This window comes from Variovorax sp. GW821-FHT10B04 (assembly GCF_059415645.1).
Genome location: NZ_JBWKNQ010000006.1, coordinates 323,913 through 348,325 on the forward strand (window position 1 = coordinate 323,913; position 24,413 = coordinate 348,325).

Annotated in this window: 28 protein-coding genes; 19 read left to right on the forward strand and 9 right to left on the reverse strand. The window is 69.3% G+C overall.

What is annotated here, in order from left to right:
- Positions 1-24: 24 nt before the first annotated feature.
- From AC07PZ_RS17685 to AC07PZ_RS17695, 3 genes are read right to left on the reverse strand one after another with little or no spacing between them, the layout of a single operon-like run.
- On the reverse strand, positions 25-261 hold the full coding sequence (locus AC07PZ_RS17685) for a hypothetical protein (protein WP_495296425.1): 237 nt from the start codon (positions 259-261) through the stop codon (positions 25-27).
- A gap of 27 nt (positions 262-288) precedes the next feature.
- The gene (locus AC07PZ_RS17690; protein ID WP_495296426.1) at positions 289-507 is read right to left on the reverse strand and encodes a hypothetical protein; all 219 of its coding nucleotides are present in this window, start codon (positions 505-507) and stop codon (positions 289-291) included.
- Between the two features lie 7 nt (positions 508-514).
- The gene (locus AC07PZ_RS17695) at positions 515-1,042 is read right to left on the reverse strand and encodes a DUF4142 domain-containing protein (RefSeq protein WP_495296427.1); all 528 of its coding nucleotides are present in this window, start codon (positions 1,040-1,042) and stop codon (positions 515-517) included.
- A gap of 14 nt (positions 1,043-1,056) precedes the next feature.
- Between AC07PZ_RS17695 and AC07PZ_RS17700 the strand changes: the two genes are divergently transcribed.
- Positions 1,057-1,233 (forward strand): hypothetical protein, encoded by a 177-nt coding sequence (locus tag AC07PZ_RS17700; RefSeq protein ID WP_495296428.1) that lies wholly within the window; start codon positions 1,057-1,059, stop codon positions 1,231-1,233.
- Between the two features lie 85 nt (positions 1,234-1,318).
- Positions 1,319-3,760 carry a catalase gene (locus AC07PZ_RS17705; protein ID WP_495296429.1) on the forward strand — a complete coding sequence of 814 codons (2,442 nt, stop codon included), beginning with the start codon at positions 1,319-1,321 and terminating at the stop codon, positions 3,758-3,760.
- A 105-nt stretch (positions 3,761-3,865) separates the two neighbouring features.
- Here AC07PZ_RS17705 and AC07PZ_RS17710 read toward each other — a convergent pair whose 3' ends face one another.
- Positions 3,866-4,273 carry a hypothetical protein gene (locus tag AC07PZ_RS17710; RefSeq protein ID WP_495296430.1) on the reverse strand — a complete coding sequence of 136 codons (408 nt, stop codon included), beginning with the start codon at positions 4,271-4,273 and terminating at the stop codon, positions 3,866-3,868.
- 188 nt (positions 4,274-4,461) lie between these two features.
- Positions 4,462-5,118 (reverse strand): GAF domain-containing protein, encoded by a 657-nt coding sequence (locus AC07PZ_RS17715; protein ID WP_495296431.1) that lies wholly within the window; start codon positions 5,116-5,118, stop codon positions 4,462-4,464.
- Positions 5,119-5,232: 114 nt separating this feature from the next.
- Here AC07PZ_RS17715 and AC07PZ_RS17720 point away from each other — a divergent pair, with 114 nt between their 5' ends.
- The 15 genes from AC07PZ_RS17720 to AC07PZ_RS17790 all read left to right on the forward strand — a co-directional run bounded on the left by AC07PZ_RS17720 (position 5,233) and on the right by AC07PZ_RS17790 (position 18,195).
- Complete coding sequence (locus tag AC07PZ_RS17720; RefSeq protein ID WP_495296432.1) at positions 5,233-5,418, forward strand: hypothetical protein; 186 nt, start codon at positions 5,233-5,235, stop codon at positions 5,416-5,418.
- Positions 5,419-5,428: 10 nt separating this feature from the next.
- On the forward strand, positions 5,429-6,199 hold the full coding sequence (locus AC07PZ_RS17725) for an exodeoxyribonuclease III (RefSeq protein ID WP_495296433.1): 771 nt from the start codon (positions 5,429-5,431) through the stop codon (positions 6,197-6,199).
- A 113-nt stretch (positions 6,200-6,312) separates the two neighbouring features.
- On the forward strand, positions 6,313-7,479 hold the full coding sequence (locus AC07PZ_RS17730; protein WP_495296434.1) for an ABC transporter substrate-binding protein: 1,167 nt from the start codon (positions 6,313-6,315) through the stop codon (positions 7,477-7,479).
- Between the two features lie 2 nt (positions 7,480-7,481).
- The gene (locus AC07PZ_RS17735; RefSeq protein ID WP_495296435.1) at positions 7,482-9,317 is read left to right on the forward strand and encodes an ABC transporter permease; all 1,836 of its coding nucleotides are present in this window, start codon (positions 7,482-7,484) and stop codon (positions 9,315-9,317) included.
- A gap of 49 nt (positions 9,318-9,366) precedes the next feature.
- The gene (locus AC07PZ_RS17740) at positions 9,367-9,960 is read left to right on the forward strand and encodes an OsmC family protein (RefSeq protein WP_495296436.1); all 594 of its coding nucleotides are present in this window, start codon (positions 9,367-9,369) and stop codon (positions 9,958-9,960) included.
- On the forward strand, positions 9,944-10,792 hold the full coding sequence (locus tag AC07PZ_RS17745; protein WP_495296437.1) for an ABC transporter ATP-binding protein: 849 nt from the start codon (positions 9,944-9,946) through the stop codon (positions 10,790-10,792). The genes AC07PZ_RS17740 and AC07PZ_RS17745 overlap by 17 nt, the downstream gene beginning before the upstream one ends.
- Positions 10,789-11,673, forward strand: coding sequence for an ABC transporter ATP-binding protein (locus AC07PZ_RS17750; RefSeq protein ID WP_495296438.1), 885 nt, complete (start codon positions 10,789-10,791; stop codon positions 11,671-11,673). Before AC07PZ_RS17745 ends, AC07PZ_RS17750 begins: the two co-directional genes overlap by 4 nt.
- A gap of 17 nt (positions 11,674-11,690) precedes the next feature.
- Positions 11,691-12,548: a VOC family protein gene (locus tag AC07PZ_RS17755; protein ID WP_495296439.1), complete on the forward strand. Its 858-nt coding sequence runs from the start codon at positions 11,691-11,693 to the stop codon at positions 12,546-12,548.
- Complete coding sequence (locus tag AC07PZ_RS17760) at positions 12,545-13,588, forward strand: putative FMN-dependent luciferase-like monooxygenase (RefSeq protein ID WP_495296440.1); 1,044 nt, start codon at positions 12,545-12,547, stop codon at positions 13,586-13,588. Before AC07PZ_RS17755 ends, AC07PZ_RS17760 begins: the two co-directional genes overlap by 4 nt.
- On the forward strand, positions 13,585-14,244 hold the full coding sequence (locus AC07PZ_RS17765) for a CMD domain protein (protein ID WP_495296441.1): 660 nt from the start codon (positions 13,585-13,587) through the stop codon (positions 14,242-14,244). The genes AC07PZ_RS17760 and AC07PZ_RS17765 overlap by 4 nt, the downstream gene beginning before the upstream one ends.
- 2 nt (positions 14,245-14,246) lie before the next feature.
- Complete coding sequence (locus tag AC07PZ_RS17770) at positions 14,247-14,843, forward strand: alkylhydroperoxidase domain protein (RefSeq protein WP_495296442.1); 597 nt, start codon at positions 14,247-14,249, stop codon at positions 14,841-14,843.
- 137 nt (positions 14,844-14,980) lie between these two features.
- Entirely contained in the window at positions 14,981-15,898 is a 918-nt protein-coding gene (locus AC07PZ_RS17775) for a protein NO VEIN domain-containing protein (RefSeq protein WP_495296443.1), read from the forward strand.
- A gap of 76 nt (positions 15,899-15,974) precedes the next feature.
- Positions 15,975-16,394: a hypothetical protein gene (locus AC07PZ_RS17780; RefSeq protein ID WP_495296444.1), complete on the forward strand. Its 420-nt coding sequence runs from the start codon at positions 15,975-15,977 to the stop codon at positions 16,392-16,394.
- A 120-nt stretch (positions 16,395-16,514) separates the two neighbouring features.
- Positions 16,515-17,879: a type II toxin-antitoxin system HipA family toxin gene (locus tag AC07PZ_RS17785; RefSeq protein ID WP_495296445.1), complete on the forward strand. Its 1,365-nt coding sequence runs from the start codon at positions 16,515-16,517 to the stop codon at positions 17,877-17,879.
- Complete coding sequence (locus AC07PZ_RS17790; protein ID WP_495296446.1) at positions 17,872-18,195, forward strand: helix-turn-helix domain-containing protein; 324 nt, start codon at positions 17,872-17,874, stop codon at positions 18,193-18,195. Before AC07PZ_RS17785 ends, AC07PZ_RS17790 begins: the two co-directional genes overlap by 8 nt.
- A gap of 36 nt (positions 18,196-18,231) precedes the next feature.
- On the opposite strand, the gene AC07PZ_RS17795 is transcribed toward AC07PZ_RS17790, so the two are convergent.
- From AC07PZ_RS17795 to AC07PZ_RS17805, 3 genes are all read right to left on the reverse strand, one after another.
- On the reverse strand, positions 18,232-18,777 hold the full coding sequence (locus AC07PZ_RS17795) for a glutathione peroxidase (protein ID WP_495296447.1): 546 nt from the start codon (positions 18,775-18,777) through the stop codon (positions 18,232-18,234).
- Positions 18,778-18,898: 121 nt separating this feature from the next.
- Complete coding sequence (locus AC07PZ_RS17800) at positions 18,899-19,777, reverse strand: DMT family transporter (protein WP_495296448.1); 879 nt, start codon at positions 19,775-19,777, stop codon at positions 18,899-18,901.
- 145 nt (positions 19,778-19,922) lie between these two features.
- A complete protein-coding gene (locus AC07PZ_RS17805; RefSeq protein WP_495296449.1) occupies positions 19,923-21,107 on the reverse strand; it encodes an MFS transporter in 1,185 nt (394 codons plus the stop codon).
- A gap of 53 nt (positions 21,108-21,160) precedes the next feature.
- Here AC07PZ_RS17805 and gcvA point away from each other — a divergent pair, with 53 nt between their 5' ends.
- Both gcvA and AC07PZ_RS17815 read left to right on the forward strand, forming a co-directional pair.
- Positions 21,161-22,069, forward strand: coding sequence for a transcriptional regulator GcvA (gene gcvA / locus AC07PZ_RS17810; RefSeq protein WP_495296450.1), 909 nt, complete (start codon positions 21,161-21,163; stop codon positions 22,067-22,069).
- A 133-nt stretch (positions 22,070-22,202) separates the two neighbouring features.
- Positions 22,203-22,820: a cupin domain-containing protein gene (locus AC07PZ_RS17815; protein WP_495296451.1), complete on the forward strand. Its 618-nt coding sequence runs from the start codon at positions 22,203-22,205 to the stop codon at positions 22,818-22,820.
- Between the two features lie 31 nt (positions 22,821-22,851).
- Here the strand turns inward: AC07PZ_RS17815 and AC07PZ_RS17820 are convergent, their stop codons facing one another.
- On the reverse strand, positions 22,852-24,246 hold the full coding sequence (locus tag AC07PZ_RS17820) for an LLM class flavin-dependent oxidoreductase (RefSeq protein ID WP_495296452.1): 1,395 nt from the start codon (positions 24,244-24,246) through the stop codon (positions 22,852-22,854).
- Between the last annotated feature and the right edge of the window lie 167 nt (positions 24,247-24,413).

Genomic DNA, 24,413 nt, shown 5'->3' on the forward strand with positions numbered 1-24,413 from the left:
GCTGCGCCGCTCAGCGCTCAGCGCTCAGCGCGCACCCTCCGTCTTGAACAGTCCGCGCACATTGAGCGCCGCCAGGCAGACCTGGAGCGCGATCAGGGCGTAGGCACTCGTGTGCGCGCCCCAGACGATCCACAGCACATTGCTGGCCAGGAAGATCCAGAAGCCGATGTTCCGGCGCCCCTGGGCGTTGGACGCGACCAGCCAGGCGGCCGCGACGGACGCGGCAAACGCTGGCCATTGAATGAGGTCGAGCAGCTCCACCGGCGTCGCGCGGTCCGGAGATCCGGTTCAGGCGCCGCGCTGGGCCACCGACGGATCGGCGGGCGCAGTGGACGGTGGCGGCTGGGTGTCGACCGTCAGCTCCGGTCCGTCGTTCGGACCGTTGGGCGCATTGCCGTCGGACTCGGCTTCGGTCTTCGCGGACTGCTTCATCGCCTTCTCGGAAGCCGGCGCCGGGTCATCGCGATGCGGGTCGCGGTCGGATTCGTTCAGGGTGGCTTGCGTCATGTCGGGCTCACATGTGGGCCAGCTCATGGGCATGCTGCAGATGGCCATCGACCACCGGCAGCATCTTGGTCGCGAGCGCCTTGAGGTCGGCGTCCTTGGCCTTGGCCTGCGTCTTCTTCAACAGCTTCTCGGTCGCTTCATGGTCGCCGACGCCCGCCTGCTTGACGTATCGGCTGTCGAAGGTCGAACCTTTCAACGCCTTGAACTCGACGGCGACCGCCTTGTGCTTCATGTCGGGTTCGGTCGGGAGCGTGACCCCCTTCGTCGACGCCAGCGCCTGCACGTCGGTCAGGGCCTTGCCGTGGTCGTCGACCATCATCTGCGCGAACTTCTTGATGCCGTCGTTCGAGGACTTGTCGAGTGCGAGCTTTCCGGACTCGATCTCTGCGATGTTGGCCTGCGCGATGTCCTTGAGCAGCGTCTGGTCGCCCTTGGTCATAGCGCTCGACTGTGCCGCCGCAGGCAACGCCGAGAACGCGACCAAACCGAGTGCCACGGCACCGACGGCGGTGCGAAGAGTCAGGCGAGCTTTCATTTCCGATCTCCTTGATGTTCAACTGGAAGACCGTCACGCTGGCGCTGCGACTGGCGCAGTTCTGTCAGCAGATGCCGCGCCTGCACGCCATCGACATCGGCGTGCGCCATAAGGCAACCGATGGGGCCGGATGCGCGCCAATCGTTCCGGCACCCGCACTTCGAACATCGGCTCCGTCGAAAGCGGTGTGAACGTCCTACATCGATCGCTCGATGTCAGCCCTAGGTTGCTCCTTCCCGCACCCACCACCGAGAAGACACACCAGGACCCCACACCATGACCAAGAAACCACCTTCGCAAACTGCGTTCGAAATCGATGCCGCACACGCAGCGGCAAGAAACACGGACAGTGCACCGGCGCACCCGGCACCCGTTCCCGCCGGTGCAGGCGATCCGCCCACCCAGCGGGCCATCGACACGCAGAGCCTGGTGAGCGCCATGCCGCTCAATACCAACAAGCCGCTGGAACATGGCGAGGCCAACGCGTCGTCGCCACCAACGGGGCTGAGCGCCACGCCGCCGTCGCGCCTGCCGACCGGCAGCACGCTGTCGGAAGCCAACACGTCGCTCAAGACAGGGACCGTGGCCGACGAGGGCGTCAATTCCACCATCGACACGCTGGACCGCGCGCGCGTCGATTCCACCGGCCAACGGCTGACCACGAACCAGGGCGTGCCGGTCGCCGACAACCAGAACTCGCTCAAGGCCGGCGCACGCGGCCCGGTGCTGCTCGAGGACTTCATCCTTCGCGAGAAGCTCACCCACTTCGACCACGAACGCATTCCCGAGCGCATCGTGCATGCGCGCGGCTCGGGTGCGCATGGCTACTTCGAGTGCTACGAGCCGATGACGCAGTACACCAAGGCGGCACCCTTCAAGGAGGCCGGCAAGATCACGCCGGTCTTCGTGCGCTTCTCGACCGTGGCCGGCGAGCGCGGCTCCAAGGACACGGCGCGCGACGTGCGCGGCTTCGCCGTCAAGTTCTATACCGACGAAGGCAACTGGGACCTGGTCGGCAACAACATCCCCGTCTTCTTCATCCAGGACGCGATCAAGTTCCCGGACCTCGTCCATGCCGTCAAGCCCGAACCGCACCATGGCATGCCGCAGGCCGCTTCGGCCCACGACACCTTCTGGGACTTCGTCTCCCTCATGCCCGAGTCGACCCACATGCTGATGTGGCAGATGAGCGACCGCGCCATTCCGCGCAGCTACCGGATGATGCAGGGCTTCGGCGTGCACACCTTCCGGCTGGTCAACGAGGCGGGCGAATCGGTGTTCGTCAAGTTCCACTGGCAGCCGAAGCTGGGTACGCATTCGCTGGTCTGGGAGGAGGCCGTCAAGATCTCGGGCGCGGACCCGGACTTCCACCGGCGCGACTTGTGGGAGGCGATCGATGCGGGCGACTACCCCGAATGGGAGCTCGGCCTGCAGATCTTCACTGAAGCGCAGGCCGAGCAATTCAGCTTCGACATCCTGGACGCGACCAAGCTGGTGCCGGAAGAACTGGTGCCCATCCGCGTGGTCGGGCGCATGGTGCTCAACCGCAATCCCGACAACTTCTTCGCCGAGACGGAACAGGTCGCGTTCTGCACGGCCCACATCGTGCCGGGCCTGGACTTCACCAACGATCCGCTGCTGGCGGGGCGCATCCATTCGTACGTCGACACGCAGATCAGCCGGCTCGGTGGTCCCAACTTCCATGAGCTGCCGATCAACGCGCCGATCGCGCCGGTGCACAACAATCAGCGCGACGGCATGCATCGCCAGGCGATCCACCGCGGACGCGTCGCCTACGAGCCCAACTCGCTGGCCGGCGGCTGCCCGTTCCAGGCCGGCGCCGCGCAAGGCTTCGTGAGCGTCGCCAAGCGGATCGACGCGAAGGAGTCGAGCGACAAGGTGCGCATCAAGCCCGAGAAGTTCGCCGACCACTACACGCAGGCGGCGCTGTTCTTCGACAGCCAGACGGGGGACGAACAAGCGCACATCGCCAATGCCTTCCGCTTCGAGCTGTCGAAGGTGACCGTTCCGGCGATCCGCGAGCGCGTGGTTGCGAGCCTGGCGAACGCATCGCCTGCGTTGGCCGCGCATGTCGCTGCAGATCTCGGCATGGCCATGCCGCTGCCCTTGGCCAAGGCGCTGGAGAACCCCATGGCGCCAGAGGTCACGGTCTCGCCCGCCTTGTCGCTCCTGGCCCGGCCAGGCGATGGGGGCGTGCGCAGTCGCAAGGTGGCGATCCTGATCGCCGATGGTGTGGAAGGAGCCTCCATCGGCAAGCTGGTGACGGCATTGGTAGCGGCCGGCGCGGTGCCTCGCCTGGTGGCCTCCCGGCTGGGCTCCTATGTCGGCCTCGGCGGCGAGAAGCTGGAAGCCGACGCGACAATGGAGAACAGCCCCGGCTTCCTGTTCGACGCGCTCGTGCTGCCGGATGGTGAGGCAGGTGTCGAGTCACTCGATGCGGATGCGCACACGCTGGAGTTCCTGAGAGCCCAGTACTGGCACTGCAAGCCGATCCTCGCGTTCGGCGCGTCGCAAGCATTGCTCGCCGAGGCTCAGATCCCGATGGCGCTTCCGGATGGCAGCGCAGACGACGGCTTGATCCTTGCCGATGTCACGGAGGCGGACGAGGCCATCGCCGCATTCACCACGGCGATCGGCATGCCGCGTTCGTTCGCGCGCGAGAACAACCCGTTGATGAAACGAAGCAGCAAGGTGTAAGGCTACGGATCGAAAAAACGCCGGACGAACACCGGCGGGAACCGCCTACACGGGCGCGATCTCGACCGGTTGGCCGCCTGGGTCTTTAGCGACGGACCCGAACGATCAAGACGCGTTCTTTCGTCGCACAGCCAGGGCCACGATCGCCGCGCCTGCGGCGACGATCAAGGCGTCTTCGATCAACCCGCTGCGGGTCTGGCCGATGCGCGCCATCGCGCGTTTGCGTCCGGCCAAGGTCAGGTAGGCCAGGGGAACGGCGGTGGCGACCGCCGTGGCAGCGCCCAACCGCTCCTGATCCCGCGGCGCCAGCGCAGCGCCTGCGATGCCCGCGCTCATCACGCGCGCCAGCAGCCCCAGAAAGACGGTGCGGTCGGGCGCGGTCTTCATCTTGTCTCCGAGCAGTTCCCCGGCCCCCAAGGCAAGGGCCCCGATCTTGAAGACGGGACGATCGAGCAGGACGAGCCGCCCCGGCGTGCGATCGCCGAGAAGACGAGCCACGGCGATGCTGGCCATCGGTGTCATCGAACGCGCACTGGCGACGGCACCGATCAGCGCCGAGAAGAGCAGGCTGGGAGCTTTCATTTGAGCGGGGGGTGTTCAGGAATATGAAGGCCCCGAGCCTGTTGGGTGGTGCTGCGCACGGCCGGGGGCGAAGCACCCGAATGGCTGTAGGAGGCCGTCAGGCCGCTGTCACGCCGTTCTCAGACCGGCAGGAACGGATGCAGGCGCCGACCCACGGCCTGCATCAGTTCGAGTTCCTCGTCGGCCAAGGGCCGGGACTCGACGTCGAAGTGGCAGAGCGTGCCGAGCAGCCCGCCCTCGCTGTCCATGATGGGCACGCCGTGGTAGGCCATCATCACACCCTTGTACGGATGCCCGTCGAGCCGCGAGTCGAGCGATGAATCGCTGGTCACGAACTTCCCCTGGCGCAGCACGAACTGGCAGAAGCTTTCCGCGAGCGGCACTTCGGCCAGGAATTCCGGACGGACCTCGCCGGCCTTGTCGATCAATTCGACGTTGCGCAGCCGCTGGCCGTCCAGCCGATAGGCCGCGGTGTAGCGATGCGGCACCCGGCGGTTCAAGGCCAGCAGCGCGGCGACAAGGCCGTGCGCCTCGCACAGGGCCACATAGCCCGGCGCGCCTTCCAGATCCCGCCCTTCGTCGGGCAACTGCTGCGCCAGGAACTCCACGTACCGCTTGTCAACGTCCTGCTCCCACGCGGTGCCGGCGGCCAGCAACTGCGCGTCCTGCTCGGGCGTCGTGATGCCGGCCGCGGCGGTCGGGTAGGGCGCGAGGTCGATGCCGGCGCGGCGCAGGATCTGTTCCCTGCGGAAACGGGAGATGGGGGAGTTCGGCATGTTTCGGCACGAGGAGAAGATCCGTCGTTGCCGACCCATTCTTGCACGGCACGGCCCATGGAAGCGGGCAATTCCTACAGCACGCGACGGGCGACAGCCCTAACTTCACGGGCCATGAAAGCCGATCGAAGTCGCCAGAAGCCGCTCGCGTTGCCGGACACGCCCCGACGCGCCGCGAGACAGCCGTCCAGGGCCGAGCCCCGCTCGCTGCGCAAGCCCTTGCTGATCGACTACCAAAGCTGGATGGCGCTGACGAACAGCATCGCAAAGGCCGCTGCCGCCGCCGATCGGACATCCTGAGGGGCGTGGCGTGCGGATCGCCACCTACAACGTCAACGATGTCCGCAAGCGCATGGCGCCGCTGCGTGCCTGGCTCGACGTCACCGCGCCCGACGTCGTCTGCCTGCAGGAACTCAAGTGCACGCAGGCGGAGTTTCCTTACGACGCGGTCCGCGCCATGGGCTACGAGGCGCTGGTGCACGGCCAGAAGAGCTGGAACGGCGTGGCGATCCTGGCGCGTGGCCAGCGGCCGATCGAAGTCCGCCGGATGGTGCCCGGGCTGGCATCCGACAAGCAGGCCCGGTACCTGGAGGCCGCGGTGCACGGTGTGCTGATCGGCTGCCTCTACATGCCCAACGGCAATCCGCAGCCCGGTCCCAAGTTCGCCTACAAGCTCGAATGGTTCGAGCGCTTCAGCGCGCACGCGGCAACGCTGCTCGCGTCGGGCCATCCGGTTGTCCTGGCGGGCGACTACAACGTGGTGCCGACCGACGCTGACATCTACGCGACGAAGTCCTGGAAGAACGATGCGCTGCTTCAACCCGCGCCGCGGGCTGCCTATGCTGCGTTGCTGCGCGAAGGATGGGTCGACGCACTGGTTGCCGGTTCGGACGGGAAGCCGGGCTACACCTTCTGGAGCTACCTGCGCAATCGCTGGCCGCGCGATGCGGGCCTGCGCATCGACCATCTGCTGCTCAGCCCCTCGGTGGCGCCCCGGCTGCATGCGGCCGGCGTGGACCGCGCGGTGCGCGGGCTCGAGGGCGCGAGCGACCATGCACCGGTGTGGGTCACGCTGCGCTAGCGCACTGGCGCGCTTATGCGTGAAGCAAGGAAGCCAGCACGTTTTTCTTCGTTCCCCGGCGCGCCGCGGCGCCGAAGAATCCGCAGCTTCCCCGTTTCTCCGGAGTGCTTCCCATGCTGCGCCATCAATTCCTTCGCTTCGCGGCCGCCCTGCTGCTGGCGCCCGCCATCGCCTCCGCCGCGCCCGCGGCCGGCGAGCCCGTCTGGTTCGGCGTCAGCGGTCCGCTGACCGGGCAGAACGCCCAGTACGGCGCGCAGTGGAAGGCCGGCTTCGACCTCGCCATCGACCAGATCAATGCAGATGGCGGCATCCAGGGCCGGCCGCTCGCCTATGTGTTCGAAGACAGCCAGAGCGACCCGCGACAGGCGGTGGCGCTGGCGCAGAAGTTCGTCGGCGACAAGCGCATCCGCATCGAACTGGGCGACTTCTCGAGCCCCGCGTCGATGGCCGCGTCGCCCATCTACCAGCGCGCCGGCCTCGTGCAGCTCGGCTTCACCAACTCGCACCCCGACTTCACCAAGGGCGGCGACTTCATCTGGAGCCCGTCGATCAGCCAGGCCGATGCGCAGCCGCTGCTGGCCGACCTGGCGGTGAGCACGCTCGGCTTCAAGCGCGTGGCGGTGCTGTTCCTCAACACGGACTGGGGCCGCACCAGCCGCGACGTCTTCGTGAAGGCGGCCGAGGCGCGCGGCGCGCAGGTGGTCGTGGCCGAGGGCTACCAACCCGACGAAAAGGACTTCCGCTCGACGCTGGTGCGCGTGCGTGACGCCAACCCCGACGGGCTGGTGCTGATCTCCTACTACCCCGACGGTGCGCTGATCGCGGGCCAGGTCCGCAACGTCGGGCTGAAGCAGCCGATCGCGGCCAGCGGCTCGGTCTATTCGCCCAAGTTCATCGAACTCGGCGGCAGCGCCGTGGACGGCATCCAGACCAACACGTCCTTCTTCCCCGACGAGCCGCGCGCCGAGGTGCAGGACTTCGTCACGCGCTTCCGCGCGAAGTACGGCAAGGAGCCCGACGCGTTCAACGCCTACGCCTACGACGCGGTCGTGATCGCCGCCGCCGCGTTGCGCCAGGCCGGCCCCGACGCCGACCGCAAGGCGGTGCGCGATGCGTTCTACAAGATCCACGACGTGTCGAGCGTGGTCTTCGGCAAGGCCAACTTCGACCCGCAGACGCGCCGCGTGATCGGCGTGAAGAGCGTCAACCTGATCGTGACCGGCGGCAAGTGGACGGTGGCGCCCGCCCCGGCGAAGGCCTCGGTCGCGTCCTCGCGCTGAGCATGAACTTCTCGTTCACGTCGTTCTTCGATTACACGGTCAACGGCCTGATCATCGGCAACATCTATGCGTTGCTGGCGGTCGGGCTGGCGCTGATCTTCGGCGTCTCGCATCTGATCAATTTCGCGCACGGCTCGGTCTACACGGTGGGCGCCTATGTCGGCTGGGCGGCCATCACCTTCCTGCACACGCCGCTGCCGGTCACCATCCTGCTGGTGGTGCTGGGCACCGGCGCGTTGGGCATGCTGATCGAGCGCGTCGGGCTGCGGCCGCTGCAGGGGGCGGCGCGCATCGCGCCGCTGCTGGCCACCATCGGCATCAGCTTCGTGCTCGACATCGTGGTGCAGCTGGTCGCCAGCCCCGACCCGCGCGCGCTGCCCACGCAGCTGCCCGACTGGCGGCTGCAGGTCGGCACCGGCACCATCGGCGCGCTCGACCTGCTGATCGCCGGCATCGGCCTGGTGAGTGCGGCGCTGCTGTTCGGCTTCCTGCGCTTCACCCGGCTCGGCTGGGCGGTGCGCGCGACCGCGCAGGACCGCGACGCCGCGCAGCAGATGGGTGTCGACGTGAACCGGGTCAACCAGAGCGTGTTCGCCATCGCATCCGCGCTCGGCGGGCTGGCCGGCCTGCTGGTGGGCATGTACTACAACAACATCAGCCCGGCGATGAGCTTCCAGGCCACGCTCAAGGGCGTGGTCGCCACGGTGGTGGGTGGCGTCGGCAGCGTGCCGGGCGCGATCCTCGGCAGCATGCTGCTCGGCCTGATCGAGAGCTACGGCGTGGCGCTGTTCGGAACGCCCTACCGCAACCTGTTCGCCTTCGCGCTGCTGCTGGCGATCCTGCTGTGGAAGCCCAACGGCCTGCTGGGCCGGCGCCGCGCGCTGCCGCCGGAGCCGCTGACCGGCACCTTCATCGCGCCGAGCAAGCCGTGGCACGTGCCGCCGTGGCTGCTGGCCGCGCTGTTCGGGGCGGCCGCGGTGCTGCCGCTGTTCGACCCCTCGCCGTACCTGTTGCAGACGCTGACCAACGCGTGGCTCTATGCCTCGCTGGCACTCGGCCTCACGCTGGTCGCGGGCACGATCGGGCAGATCTCGCTCGGCCACGCGGGGCTGCTGGCCATCGGCGCCTACGCCTCGTCGCTGCTGGTGCTCGACCTGCACCTGCCGGTGGGCACGAGCATCGTGCTGGCCGGCGTGCTGACCTCGGTGATCGGCACGGCGCTGATCTTTCCGGCGTTCCGGCTGCGCGGGCACTACGTGTCGATCGCGACGCTGGGCATCGGCGAGATCGTGGCGCTGACCATCCTCAACTGGGAGAGCCTCACGCACGGGCCGATCGGCGTGTCGGGCATTCCGCCGCTGTCGCTGTTCGGCCAGGACGCGTCGTCGAACCAGGCCTTCTACTGGGCCGCGCTCGGCGCGATGGTGCTGCTGGCGCTGCTGCAGTGGCGCCTGCTGCGATCGCACCTGGGTCGCACCTTCCGCGCGGTGCGCGAGGACGAGGTGGCCGCGCGCGCCTATGGCGTGCACCCCGACCGCTACAAGGCGCTGGCCTTCGGCTTCGGCGGCTTCGCCGCGGGCATCAGCGGCGCCTTCACCGCGCACCTGTACTCGTACATCAACCACGAGACCTTCACCTCGCAGATCTCGATCCTCGCGCTGACGATGGTCATCCTGGGCGGGCTCGGAAACATCAGCGGCGCGCTGCTCGGCGCGGTCGCGCTGGTCAGCCTGCCCGAGCTGTTCCGCGTGACGACCGAGTACCGGATGCTGATCTACGGCGTCGCGCTGCTGCTGCTGATCCGCTTCCGGCCACAGGGCCTGCTGGGCACGGTGTGAACCCGCCGCCAGGCCATCGACGAACAACACACCGACAAAGGACATCACCATGAGCAACCTGAACGACTACCTTGCCGAGAAGCGCGCCGCCGTGCTGGCGCGCACCGCCGCCGTCGAGGCCGGCACCGCACAGGCCGCCGAGCTGCGCGCCAACGTGCGCGTCGAAGGGCGCAGCGGCGTGCGGCGCCTGCGCATCCGCGAGCACCAGGTCATCAGCGACAGCCCACCGGACTTCGCCGGCTACAACCTCGGGCCGAGTTCGCCCGAGCTGCAGCTCGGCGTGCTCGGCACCTGCGTGAGCCACATCTTCCTGATCCAGGCGGCGCAGTTGCAGGTGCCGCTGGAGAGCCTGGAGGTCGAGGTCACCGGCGTGATCGATCCGCGCGCCGGCAAGCCGGGCCACGAGTCGACGCCGATCTGGCCGCACGACATCGCCTACACGGTGCACATCGACTCGCCCGCCTCGCGCGAAGTCATCGACGCGCTGTTCGTGGCGGTGGAGCGCAACTGCCCGATCCTCAACCTGCTGCGCAATCCGCAGACCATCGGTGCGCAGGTCGTGCTGGTCAATTCGAAGGCCGCCAGCGCGAATTCGCCCGCGCCGCGCGCGCAGGCGGAGGCACCGGATGTCCAGGCTGCTTGAGGTCACCGGCCTCACGCGCCGCTTCGGCGGCCTGACGGCGGTCGACGGCGTCGACCTGGCGCTGGCGCAGGGCGAACTGGTCAGCGTGATCGGGCCGAACGGTGCGGGCAAGACGACCTTCTTCAATCTGGTCACCGGCCTCGACCGGCCCGATGGCGGCAAGGTGCTGTTCGACGGCGAGGACATCACCGGCCGGCCCGCCGAACAGCTGGCGCAGCGCGGCCTGGCGCGCACCTTCCAGCACGGCCGGGTGTTCGCGAACCTCAGCGTGCTCGACAACGTGCTGGTCGGCGCCCACACGCGATTGCGCGCCGTGCGCCCGCGTGCCGGCGGCATCCCCGGCGCGGGTGCGCTGGCCGAGCTGGCGCTCGCGCTGCTGCAGCCGCCCGCGGTGACGCGCGAGGAACGGCAACTGCGTGAAGAAGCGCTCGAGATCATCGCGCTGTTCGGCGAGCGGCTGGCGCCCCGCATCGACCATCCGGCGTACAGCCTGTCGTATGCCAACCGGCGGCGCGTCGAGATCGCGCGTGCGCTGGCCTTGCGCCCGCGGCTGCTGCTGCTCGACGAGCCCACGGCCGGCATGAACGAGAGCGAAACGGTCGAGATGCTGGAGATCATCCGCACGTTGAAATCGCGCGGCCAGAGCATCCTGCTGATCGAACACAAGCTCGACCTGGTGATGCAGCTGTCGGACCGCGTGGTCGTGCTCGACGATGGCCGCAAGATCGCCGAAGGCCTGCCCGGCGACGTGCGCAACGACCCGGGCGTGATCGAGGCCTACCTCGGCCACCGGCAGGTCGGCGAGGCACGGCGCGCGGAGGCGGTGACATGAATTCCCTCTCGACGGTCGCACGCACCGGCCTGCCGCCCGCCGCCGGATGGACGCTGGACGACGAGTTGCCGGCCGGCCACGCGCGCGCGTCCGCGCCGACGCCAGGCGGCAACGACGGTGAAGGCGGCGCGCCGGCCGACCGCAACGACGTGCTGCTGTCGCTGCGCGGCATCAACAGCTTCTACGGTCCGGTGCAGGCGCACTTCGACCTCGACATCGAGGTGCGCCGCGGCCAGATCGTGAGCCTGCTCGGCGGCAACGCGAGTGGCAAGTCGACCACCATGAAGGTGGTGCTCGGCCTGCTCAAGCCGCGCTCCGGCGAGGTGCGTTTCGACGGCCGGCCGATCACCGGCCTGCCGACGCCGCAGGTCATTCGGCGCGGCATCGGCTCGGTGCCCGAGGCGCGCCGCCTGTTCCCCGCGATGACGGTGCGCGAGAACCTGCTGATGGGCGCCTACGCGCGGCGTGACCGCGACGCCGTGGCCGAAGACCTCGAACGGATGCTGGAACTCTTTCCGCGCGTGGCCGAGCGCCTGGCCTTCCAGGCCGGCACGCTGTCGGGCGGCGAGCAGCAGATGGTCGCCATGGCGCGCGCGCTCATGGGCCGGCCCAAGCTGCTGTGCATGGACGAGCCGACCATGGGCCTGTCTCCGCTCTACGTCGACAAGGTGCTCGAGCTCATCTCGCGCATCAACGCGCAGGGCGTGTCGGTCTTCATGGTCGAGCAGAACGCGAGCCTCGCGCTGCAGATCGCGCACCACGGCTACGTGCTGCAGACCGGCCGCATCGTGCTCAGCGGTCCTGCGAAGACGCTGCTGGCCGACACCCGCATCCGCGACGCCTACCTGGGCGGCAGCGATGCCGCCCGCACCGCATCCTGATACCGAAAGAGAACCCCGTGACCCTGACCCTCGATCACATCGTGATCGCCGTGAACGACCTCGACAGTGCCGTGGCCGACTACACGGCGCTCGGCTTCAACGTGCTGCGTGGCGGCGCCCATCCAGGCCGCACCACGCACAACGCGCTCGTGGTGTTCGGCGACGGCAGCTACTTCGAGCTGATCGCCTGGACCGCGCCCGCGCCGCACGAACGCTGGTGGCAATGGCTGCAGCAGCATGGCGAAGGCCTGGTCGACTTCGCCTTGCTGCCGGCCGACACCGCTGCCACCGTGGCCGACGCCGCGCGCCGCGGGCTCGCGCTCAAAGGCCCGCTGGACGGCGGCCGGGTGCGCCCCGACGGCGAGCGCCTGCGCTGGCAGACTGCGCGCCCGCCGTCGACCGACCTGCCCTTCCTGTGCGGCGACATCAGCCCGCGCGCGCTGCGCGTGCCGGAAGGCGACGCGCGCATCCATCCGAATGGCGTGGAAGGCGTCGCCAGCCTGTCGATCGCCGTGCGCGACATCGATGCCTCGCTGGCCCGCTATCGCGCGCTGCTCGGCGAGGCTGGCGCGTCGGCCGTCGGGCCGGCCGTCTCGCTGCCGGACGCGAGCGCGCGCGTCGCGTCGATCGCCCTGGGCCGCAGCACGCTGTTGCTGGTGTCGCCGCTGCCGCAGGAAGGCGACGCGAGCGACATCCTCGCCAACCGGCTGGCGGCGCATGGCGACGGGCCATTCGGCGTGTTCCTGCGGTCGGCCGGCACAGACGGCCGGAACGGATTCGACACCCGCCTGACGCACGGCGCGGCGTTGCGCACGGAACTTGCGGCGGGCGCTGGCGCGTCCATCTCCGTGCCATCGAAAGAAATCCCATCGTGACTGCGACACCTTCCACGCCGCCCGCACGGCGGCGCCTCGGCTTCTTCAGCCGCCTGCTCGATGCGGTGCCCGCCGCCGAGCGCTATCGCCTCGTGATCGAACAGATCGTTCATGCCGAGGCGGCCGGCTTCGACAGCGCCTGGGTGGCGCAACATCATTTCCATGAGTCCGAAGGCGGCTTGCCGTCGCCCTTCGTGTTCCTGGCCGCGGTGGCCGCACGCACGCGGCGCATCCGGCTCGGCACCGGCATCGTCACGCTGCCGATGGAGAACGCGGTGCGCGTGGCCGAAGATGCCGCGGTGTTCGACCTGCTGTCCGGCGGGCGGCTCGAATTCGGTGTCGGTACCGGCGGCACGCCGGCCTCGTTCACCGCCTTCGGCCTGGCGAGCGAGCGGCGCGCCGAGATCTTCGCGCGCCATCTCGCCCAGGTGCGCGGTGCCCTGGCCGGCACGCCGCTGGCGGGCGGCGACACGCTCTATCCGGTGGCGCCGCAACTGCTCGATCGCTTCTGGCAGGCCACCTTCTCGGTGGCCGGCGGTGCGCGCGCCGGGCTGGCGGGCGACGGCCTGATGCTGTCGCGCACCCAGCCCCGGCCGCCGGGCCAGCCCGGTCTTTCGCTGGCCGAGATCCAGCAGCCCATCATCGATGCCTACCGTGCCGCGCTGCCGGCCGGACGCGCGCCCCGCGTCCTGGGGTCGCGCTCGGTCTTCGTGGCCGACGACCGGCGCGAGGCGCTGCGGCTGGCCGAAGCCGGGCTGCGGCGCAGCGCGGCGCTGATGTCCTCGGCCGATCCCACGCGGCCCGGCCCGGACGCGAGCCTGGCCGAACTCATCGCCGGCTACGACGTGCACGTCGGCACGCCCGACGACGTCGTCGCCTCACTGCGCGCGGACCGCACGCTCGACCACGTGACCGATCTGGTGTTCCAGGTGCATCCGGTCGATCCGCCGCACGCCTTCATCCTCCGTTCGATCTCGCTGCTGGCCAGCGAGGTCGCACCCCGGCTGGCCGCCGAACACACCCAGGCTTCCTACGCATGACATCGTCTTCCTCTTCCGTTCCCGACGTGATCGACCGTCTGACCGGGCTGCGCCCGGGCGACCCCGCCGATCTCCTGCGCAACCACCGGCTGCAGGCGCGCGAGCACGCGCAGCAGAGCTACCTGGCGCTGTTCGAACCCGCCGAGCTTGCCGGCGCCAGGAGCGCCTTCACGCGCACCGAGCGCTTCGCGGTGGCCGCCTTCGTCGCCACGCTGCATGCGCACCTGGGCGCCGCGGCCTTCTATGCCACGGCGCTCGCCGACAGCGGCGCCAGCCCGGCGCTGCGCCAGGCCATCGAGGCCGAGGCCGCCGCGGGCCATGCCCAGGGTCCGTACGGCCGCTATCCGGCCGGCCCGTTGAGCGCCGAAGACGTCGACGGCCCGCTGCTGGTGGTCGCCGATGCGCATCGCGCCGTGCTCGGCGCGCGGCTGTCCGCCGGGCTGGCGCATGCGCATCTGCTGGTGTTCCATCCGCGCGACGCGAGCGCGGCTGCGCTGCAGGCCCTGCTGGACGCCGGCTGGTCGACGACCGAGATCGTCACGCTGTCGCAGCTGGTGGCCTTCCTGGCTTTCCAGATCCGTGTGGTGACCGGCCTGCAGGCGCTGGCCGCGCATCCGTCTTCTCCTGCTGCATTCGAACCGAGCCGGAAGGCCTGAACATGAGCAACGAAACCACCCTGCAGCATGCAGACAACACGCCGCCCACCGCCTTCACGCAGGCCGAGCTGCAATGGCTGCCCTGGCTCGCGCCGCTGCCCGAGAGCGAGCTGACCGACCGGCACCGCGCCGGCCTGGTCGACGCGTCGCGGGCCAAGTCGCCGTACTTCATGCTGCTGGCACGCGACCCGGACATCCTGCGGTCGCGCACGCTGACCGACAAGGACATCTTCTACAACCCCGAAGCCGGCCTGCCGCGCGCCGAGCGCGAGCTGTCGGCCGCGGCGGCGTCGCGCTACAACGGCTGCATCTACTGCGCGTCGGTTCATGCGCGTTTCGCGTCGCACTTCTCGCACCGCAGCGACGACGTGCAGCGCCTGCTGGACGAAGGCGTGGGTGCGCGCATCGACACGCGCTGGGACGCGATCGTCGATGCCGCGGTCGCGCTGTCGTCGACCCCGCCGACCTTCGGCGCGGCGCACGTCGAGCGCCTGCGCGCCGAAGGGCTCGACGACCTGGCGATCTCGGACGTGATCCACGGCGCCGCCTTCTTCAACTGGGCCAACCGGTTGATGCTGTCGCTCGGCGAGCCGCAGTGATCTGATCGGGCACGGCGCCTGGTGCGCATGCGACCGTCCGGCGAGAATCTCCGGCAACCGCATGCGCGCGCCGGACCTGGCGACAGCGGATGCGGCATACTCCCGCCCCCCGAAACTCGCCAGAAGATCACTGAACAATGGACAAGGAAGTCGACCCCCGCATACTCGCCGTCATCGATGAGAAGCGACTGTCAGGACCGCGGCTCACGCCGGTCGAAATCGTCGCCAAGATGGGTGTGTTCGACGCACGCGAGAAGCCGTTCGATGCCGCCTGGCTCGCGACCGGCGACAACGTGATCGCCACCGTCTGGGCCGAATACGTGAACGTCGGCACCGGCGGCCGCTGGTTCTGCCTCGAGTCGCTGGACGCGCAGCATCGCGCCGACGGCAGTCCGCGCAACGCCAACCAGCTGCAGCGCGCCAAGGACCGGCTGGTGCTGCTCAAGCGCACCTTCGACGCCGGCCAGGGCTTTCGCGCGGTGCTGCAGACCAACCGCATCGCCATCGTCGAGCTGGAGAGCAACAAGGGCGCGAAGGTGTCGACCCGCGTTCGCGACGACGACGAATGGCACGTCGCGAGCTGGGAGCCCGAGCAGCGGATGGCGGTGCTCGTGCGCGGTCCGCGCGGCTGGGTGCCGACCGAAGCCGAAATCGAGACCGCCAAGGCGCGCGGCGGCTTGCCGGTCGAAGAGAAGGCCGTGGCCGAGGTGGTCGAAGCCGTTTCGGCCGAGGACGTCCAGGCTGCCGCGGTGGCTTACGTCACGCGCCATTTCAGCAGCTACGGCTACAAGGCCGAGAACGTGAGCGCCCAGAACGTGGGCCACGACATCGAGGTGTCGAATGCCAAGGGCGCGATGCTGCTCAAGGTCGCGGTGAAGGGCACGTCCACCGGGTCGCCCACCTTCCGCCTCACGAAGGAGGAGCGCATGGACTCGGTGCGCGATCCGCTGTGGCGCATGGTCGTGGTGTCGGACGCCGGCGGCCCCGCGGCGCAGCACAAGATCTACAAGCCCACCGAGCTGACGCAAGCGCCGGGGTTCGATCCGGCGGGGTGAGGCGGGCATCGGGTGCCGCCCATCTGCGGCACCCATCGGTCGGCAAGGTTTGTTCGAAAGTGCGGAGGGTTCCCGGATGCTTCCCATCGTCGTCGCGCTCATGGCCACCGTCGTTCTGCTGGTCTGGATGGGGTTCTTCATGATGGGGTCGCTGCCGCTCCTGGTGCTGGCGCACGACACCCCGCTGGACTCGCGCTTCATCCGCGGCCTGTTCAACGTCTATTACCTGGCGGTGATGCTGACCGCGACTGCGGCCACCCTGAGCTACGCGTGGGCCGGCAGACCGGTCTTCGCGTTCGGCATGGCCGTCATCGCAGCCCTGGCGTTCGCGCTGCGCGGCTGGATCATCATTCCGCGCATGGACGTTCTGCGCGAGACCATCCCGGCCGCCGAGGCGTCGATCCGCGAGTTCAGGCGGCTGCACATCGCCGGCATGGTGCTCAACCTGGTGCAACTGGCGGCCGTGGCCTGGGCCCTGACGCGGCTGGGGTTGTGACCTGTGCGGGGCCGGCGGGCGGGTGCTGTGGACGGGTGCGGTGATGAAGGAGTTTGTTTACTTTAATAGATAAACAAATGAGCTTCGGTTTTGGATAATGACCATTATGATGGTGAAATCATGCCGAGCCATTCCACTGCCGTCGTACAGATCCATCGAAACGGCGCGTGGCAGTCGGCCGCGACCATCCATGCCTTGGGGCCCGACACCTGTCGGTTCGAATACCTGCCCGAATACGTCTTCAGCGACGATCCATGGCCCGTCGCGCTGGGCCTGCCGCTGGGCTTCGAGCCCGACCGCTTCGTGGGGGGACCGACGGGCCGTGAGCTCGATCGACGGGCGCCGGCCTTTGTCCATGACCTGGTGCCGCAGGGCCGGGGCCGCACCTACCTGCTCGACCGGCTGAAGATGGCCGACGCCGATCGGCTGGTGTTGCCGCTGGTCCTGGCCGGTGCGTTCAATCCGATCGGCTGCCTGCGCTTCGACACGGCGCTGGCGTTCTTCCGCGCCGAGGAGCAGGCGAATCCCGACGCCGGGAGCCTGCAAGGCTTCACGCTCGACGATGTTCTGCAGCGCAGCCAGGGCTTTCTCGACCATTTGTCCTCGCACGCCATGCTTGCTTCCGGCACGACCGGCGTGCAGGGCGTCGCGCCCAAGTTCCTGCTGAGCGTCGACGCGGAGGCGCGCTGGTTTGCCGACATGGCATTGCCCGACGCGCGTGCAGCCGCGCACTGGCTCGTCAAGTTGCCACGCGGCCGATCGGACGAGGACCGCATGGTGCTGCGCAACGAGGCCGCCTACCTGAGGCTCGCCGCGCGCTGTGGCCTGCGCACGCTCGCCGAACCTCAGTTGCATGGTGAGCGACTCTTCGTTCGCCGTTTCGATCGCGAGGTGGTCGACGGCACGCTCCATCGGCTCCATCAGGAGAGCCTGGCGAGCCTTTGCGACGTGCGTGGCTTCGGGCTGCCGCAGCGCCAGCAGAAGCTGCTTGCCGGCTTGCGCGCGGTCGTCGACGATCCGCTGCGCGAGACCATCGAGTTCATGCTGCGCGACGTGCTGAACCAGGCCATGCGCAACACGGACAACCATGCGCGCAATACCGCGGTGCAGCGGCTGCGCAGCGGTGCGGTGCAGCTCACGCCGGTGTTCGATTTCGCGCCGATGTACCTCGACAGCGAAGTCATCGCGAGAAGCTGCCATTGGCGAGACGACGATGGCAAGGTGCAGCAGACATGGGCCGAAGTCGTCGAGACGCTGGAAGTGGGCGACGACGAACGCAACGAGATCGCCAGCGCACTGGCTGGCTTCGCAGGCAGGGTCGCGGCCATTCCGGAGATGGCCGCGGATTGCGGCATCGAAGCCCCGGTGCTGGAAGGGTGTCGCCAGGCGATCGACCGGCAGGCCGAGCAGCTCGCCGCCCTCGCCACGCGAACATCCGCGTCTGCGGTGTCTGCGTCTGCGTTGAAAGGTGGCCGTCGTGGATAAGCGCCGCAAGCACGCGGACCCCGACGGCGAGCGCCAGCTGCGCGACGATTTCTATGCGGCCGTGACGACGGGGTCGATGACGGTCGGCCAGGCGGTGGCCGCCATGCGCCGGATCAGCAAGCTGACCCAGCCCGAGTTCGCCAGACATCGCGGACTCAGCGTCCAGAGCCTCCGGCAGATCGAGTCGGACAAGGCCAATCCGACGATCGATACCCTGAACAAGATCGCATCGATCTTCGGCCTTCAGGTGGGCTTCGTGCCCAGGCCGAGCGCCGCTGCCGCAGCGGCGGCCCGTCGGACCGATTCAGCGGCGTGACGCGCTGCGCCGGGCGCGGCGGACGCCGCCTTCGGCTCAGCCCTTGGCCAGTTCCGCCTCGACCGCCTGCAGCAGCCGCGGGTCGTCCGCGGCCACGTCCGGCGCGAAGCGCGCGACCACGTCGCCCTGGCGGCCGACCAGGAATTTCTCGAAGTTCCACAGCACGTCGGCCGGTTCGCCGCCTTCGACACCGAAGCCCTTCAGCCGTGCGCGGAACGGGCCGTCGCCGATGGCGGACGGCTGCGCCTCGGTCAGCGCGGCATACAGCGGATGCTTGTCGTCGCCGGTCACCGAGATCTTGGAGAACAGCGGGAAGTCGACGTTGTAGTTCAGCGAGCAGAACTGGCTGATCTCCGAGTCGGTGCCGGGCTCCTGGCCCTTGAAGTTGTTGGCCGGGAAGCCCAGCACTTCGAGGCCCTGCGCATGCTTGGCCTGGTAGAGCTTCTCGAGCCCTTCGTACTGCGGCGTGAGCCCGCACTTGGACGCCACGTTGACCACCAGCAGCACCTCGCCACGGTAGTCGGCCAGCGAGGCTTCGGTGCCGTCGATGCGCTTGAGGGGAATGTCGTAGAGCGTGCTCATGGGAGTCCTGTCGGGTGGGTTGGAAGAAGGTGCGACGCGATGCCGCGCGCCCGCCTTTTTAGCGCCTGCAGGCAGCCGACGTGCGCGAGGGGTATTGGGCGTGCGGCCGGTCGCGTGCGCCTCAGCGCCGCGACACGTAGAGCGACGACCCGACGATCAGCAGCATGCCCGCCCAGGCCATCGGCTGCGGGATGTCGTGCCAGATCAGGTAGCCCAGCGTGAGCGCCAGCGGCAGGCTCACGTAGCGAAAGGGCGCAACCACCGACAGCTCGCCATGCCGCATGCTCTGGACCAGGAAGATGTGCGCGGTGGCGAGGAAGATCGATGCGCCGGCCAGCATCGCCATGGCGCGCGCATCGAGCGCGCGCCAGTCTTCCGCGAGCGACAGCAGCCCCGCCAGCACGATCAGCGCGATGCACGAGGCCACGCCCAGCGTGACCGAATGGGTGTCGCGGTGGATGTGCCGAGTCAGCAGGTCGCGGCCCACGTTCAGCAGCGTGCCCAGCAGGCACAGGCCGGCGTACGCGTTGAAGCCCTGGCGGTTCGGCTGCACCACCAGCATCACGCCGACGAAGCCCAGCGCCGTACACAGCCAGCGCCGCGGCACCACGCGTTCGCCGAACAGCAGCGCGGCGGCCAGCGTCATGAACAGCGGCGCCGACATCGTGATGGTGGTGGCGGTCGATAGCGCCACCTTGAACAGCCCGGCCAGGTAGCACAGCGTGCCGGCCGCATCGATGAGGCCGCGGCCGAGCACGGCCGGCTGGCGCAGCGGCTGCAGGTGGCGCGCGAAGCCCATGAAGCTCATCGCGCCCAGCATCAGCCCCAGCACGATGAAGCTGCGCAGGAAGATCAGCTGGAAGGTCGGCACCTGCTGGCTGATCTGCTTGGACAGCGCGTCGTTGATGCCGAAGAAGGCCATCGCCATGACCATGGAGACGATGCCCAGGCGGTTGCCGCTGGCGCGTGAGAGAGCGGGCGCAGAGGCCTGTGGAGTCATGGGCGGGCGTGGCGCGGCTTCGGGTGACGGACCCGGAGCCGAAGTCTTGGGCTGCAGTTCGCGAGCTGCCGAGCATGACACAGACACCGCGCGGGCCGGGACCCGCCGGCGACGCGCTGGGCGCTCTCTTGCGGGATGGCCGTGTTCAGGCCCGCGCCGCGGCGGGCTTGTCGCTGCGGCAGGCCCAGGCCGCCAGCCCCAGCACCGCCGCCGACACGCCGTAGATCCAGATCGACGACGCGATCGGCAGCAGCAGCCCCGCGAGGATCGGGCCGGTGCCTGCGCCGATGTCGCGCCACACCGCCCGCGCGGCGAGTGCCTGCACGCGGCCCGGGCCGGGCGTGCGGTGGGCCACGATGGGCGGCATGAGCGGCAACTGCAGCGCACGCAGCACCACGATCAGCCCCGCGCAGAACCACAGCAGGCCGGCGCCGAAGCCGATCAGCGCGAGCGAGGTCAGCAGCGACAGCGCCACCAGCATGCGCTCCGCGCCCCAGCGCTCGGCCATGCGTCCGCCGACCGGGCTCAGCACGATCTCGGCCATGTAGCGCAGCGCCATCAGCACGCCCGCCATGACGACCGCGTGCGTCGGCATCAGGTCGTGGCCGAGGTACGACAGGCCGACGATGAACAGCCCGTCCAGCGTCAGCCCTTCCATGAAGGACCAGACGTCCAGGCTGTTGGGCCGCTTGAAGCGGCGCGTCGGCTTGGGCATCGAATGCGCCGCGGACGGCAGCTTGCGCGCGGCGAACACCGCCACCAGCGACGCCAGCGCCAGCATCACGAAGATCGGCCGCGGACCGACCCATTGCGCCACCAGCGCGCCGGCGGGCAGCGCGATCACCGGGCCGAGCGAGATGAAGGCGCGCGACCGCCCGTTGCGCCGTGCCGCACCCATCGGGTCGGCGGTCGCCAGGGCCTGGGTCGACAGGTTCAACGCCGCAAAGCACAGCCCCCAGACCAGGCGCAGCGGCAGCAGCGCCCAGAAGCCGGACAGCGTCGCGTAGCCCAGTGCGCAGAACGCCGCGGCCACCACTGCGATCGTGCAGGTCGGCCGGTCGCCGTTGCGGGCATAGAAGCGCGCGACCCAGCCGTAGCCGGCGATGCGCACCAGGCGGTTGGCCGCCAGCAGCAGCCCGGCCTCGGCCAGCGTCACGCCGAAGCTGGCGGCATACATCGGCAGCAGCAGGTAGAGCACGACGTCGCCGGGCAGCGAGAGCCCGAGCGTGATGGCGGCGTTGCGGGAATTGCGGTCGACCTGGCCGGTGTGATCGAGAGAATCGAGAGAGGCGACAGGAGTGGCGGGGGTGACGATGGCGGGCGCTGACATGCCGCGATGGTGCGCCGATGCCCTAGCACCGACAAACGACATTAACGTGACACATGCGTGAGAAAATCGCACGCATGCTGCGCCGCGAACCCCCGTTGAATGCCGTGCGCGCCTTTTCGGCCGCGGCCCGCCACCAGAGTTTCACGCGCGCCGCGGCGGAACTGCATGTCACCCACAGTGCGGTCAGCCGCCAGATCAAGAGCCTCGAGGCCTTTCTCGGCGTCGCGCTGTTCGAGCGCCAGGTGCGGCAGGTGGTGCTGACCGCGGAAGGCCAGCAGTTCTTTGCCGAGGTCGGCCCCGCGCTGGCGCAGATCGCGACCGCCGCGCATGCCCTGCGCAGCCAGACGCCGGTCCGCGCGGTGCGCATCAACGTGCGGCCGACCTTCGCCGTGCGCTGGCTGATACCGCGCCTGCCGGCCTTCGTCGAACGCTATCCCGGCATCGAGCCGCAGGTCATCACCAGCACCGTGTCGCCCGAGAAGGCCAGCGATGCCTTCGACATCGCGGTCCGCCGCGGGTTGAAGGGCTGGCCCCCATCGATCCAGGTTCGCCCTTTTCTGGAAGACGAGGTCCTGGTGGTCGGCTCCGCGGCGCTGTTCGCGCAGCAGCCCCTGCACGACCTGCGCTCGCTCGCCAACCACGTGCTGCTGTCGTCGCGCACGCGCAAGGCCGACTGGGACGACTGGAAGCGGCACGTGGGCGCACCGCGCCTGCGGTCCGCGGGCAAGCTGCAGTTCGACCATCTGCACTTCGTGCTGCAGGCCGCGGTCGACGGCCTGGGCATCGCGCTGGCGCCGACGTCGCTGGTGGCGCACGACCTGGCTTCGGGGCGGCTGGTGTCGCCACTGCCCACGCTGCGCATGAGCCTGAACCGCTACTACTACGGCCTGTCGCCCGATGCGTCCGCCGAGGCGGCCTGCGTAGCCGATTGGTTCGAGGACATGCTGCACGCCAGCGCTTAGATCTGCGCGTCATGGGTGTATTGCGAAGGCGTCGTTTGCATGGCGCCCCGCATTGCCTATAGTCGCGCCTCACATTCGTCGACGGGCTCTGCGGAGCCCGTTCCTTCCTTCCCGATTTCGAGAGCGCGATCACATGGCTGTCCTGGTTCACTTCGATGCCGACGCAGGCTGGGGCGAGACCCACGTCTGCGACGGCCGCATCTCGCACAGCCTCGAACAGGCCGGCGTGGCCTGGGGCCGGTGGGACGTGCCGGAAGATGCGGAGGCCGCATCGCACGCATCGCACGCGTCATTGCGTGCTGCGGCGCAGGGTGCGTTCGGCGCCGTGGCATCGGCACAGGAAGGCGTCGAAGCGGCCGCCACCGGCCGGCTGCGCCTGCGGCCGGACGATGCCGCCTGGCCGGCGCTGCGCCCCGCGCTGCAGGCCGAGCGCGTGGCGTCTGCCGCGCAACTGCATGGCGTGGCGCAGGGCACCTGCCTGTTCTACATCCGCACCGGCGATGGCTTCGTCGGCCTGCTGTGCGAGGCCGGCGAATGGGTCGCGCTGCCTGCGGGTACGCAGCACGCGTTCGACGCGGGCACCGAGCCCGACCTCGACCTGCTCCAGTGGACCGGCGACGCTGCACGGCCCACGCACGCGGCATGGCCTGCGCTGCCGTCGATGGACGATTTCGTCGACGAGATGCTGCAGCTCACCGGTCACTGCGAAGGCGTCGACGACGCCGAGGAAATCGGGGAGATCGCGGAATAAAGGCCTGAAGGTCTGCGGCCGGGCAGGCCGTTCAGGCCGCCAGCGCCGCGGCTGACAACGCGCCTTCCCGTGCGGCCTGCGCCGGATGCGCCGGCCGCGCCAGGCCCAGGTGGTCGCGCAGCGTGCTGCCTTCGTACTCCGTGCGGAAGATGCCGCGCCGCTGCAGGATCGGCACCACGCCATCGACGAAGGCGCTCAGGCCATCGGGCAGCACGTCGGGCATCAGGTTGAAGCCGTCGGCCGCACCGGCGCGGAACCACAGTTCGATGTCGTCGGCGATCTGCTCCGGCGTGCCGACGATCACGCGGTGGCCGCCACCGCCCGCGAGCTCGCGGATCAGCGCACGCACGGTCAGGTCGCGGCTGCGGGCCAGCGCGATCGTGGCGTTGAAGAAGGTGTGGTTGCCGTTGCCGCCGTTCGGCAGCGGGATGTCGTCGGGCAGCCGCTCGTCGAGCTTCAGCCGGTCGGGCGGCAGGCCCAGCGTGCCGGCGATGCGCGTCAGGCTGTAGTCCCACGGAATCAGGTCGACCAGCTCGTCGCGTCGGCGGCGCGCGTCGGCCTCGGTCGCGCCGATGATGGTCGTCAGGCCGGGCAGCACGCGCAGTGCCTCTGGGCCGCGGCCGAGTGCCTCGGCGCGCTGCTTGAGGTCGCGCGCATAGGCCAGCGAATCCTCGAGCGTGTGCGACGCCGAGAACACCGCCTCCGCGTGGCGCGCGGCCAGCGCACGGCCGTCGCCCGATGCGCCGGCCTGCACCAGCACCGGATGGCCCTGCGGCGTGCGCGGCAGGTTCAGCGGGCCATGCACCGAGAAGAAGTCGCCCTGGTGCGCAATGGGCAGGACCTTGGCCGGATCGATGAAGCGGCCGGCCGCCTGGTCGCCGATCAGCGCGTCGTCTTCCCAGCTGTTCCACAGCGCCTTCACGACCCGGGTGAACTCGTCGGCACGCGCGTAGCGCTGCGCGTGGTCGGGCACCGCGTCGCGGCCGAAGTTGCGGGCCGAGGGCAGGTCGGCCGTGGTCACCACGTTCCAGCCGGCGCGTCCGCCGCTGACATGGTCGAGCGTGGCGAAGCGGCGCGCGATGTTGTAGGGCTCGTTGTAGCTGGTCGACGCGGTCGCGATCAGCCCGATATGGCGCGTGGCCGCGGCCACGCTGGCCAGCAGCACGGTCGGCTCCAGCGCGGTGATCGGGCGGAAGTGGATCTGCTCGACGATGGCCGCGTTGTCGGCCAGGAACACCGCATCGAGCTTGCCGGCCTCCGCGATCTGCGCGACGCGGACGTAGTGCTGCACGTCGATGAAGGCGCGCGGGTCGCTGCTCGCCGGCCGCCAGGCCGAGGGCAGGAAGCCCGAGTGCAGGATGTTGACGTTGAGGTGCAGGCGCCGCGGTTGCGGCCGTGCGTGGGGCGTGGCGGAAGGGATGCTCATGGGTGCCAGCGACTCTAGGCACCGCGCGCGCGCGGGCGAACGAAGATTTGTGCGCTTGCTTATGCGCGAAACGCGCATATCGATCCTCGGAATGCGTCGTTGGAAAGCGCGGCCGTGCCGCCTAAGGTCGCGGGCTTTGTGCCTTCCGCCCTTTCTGACTTGCCACC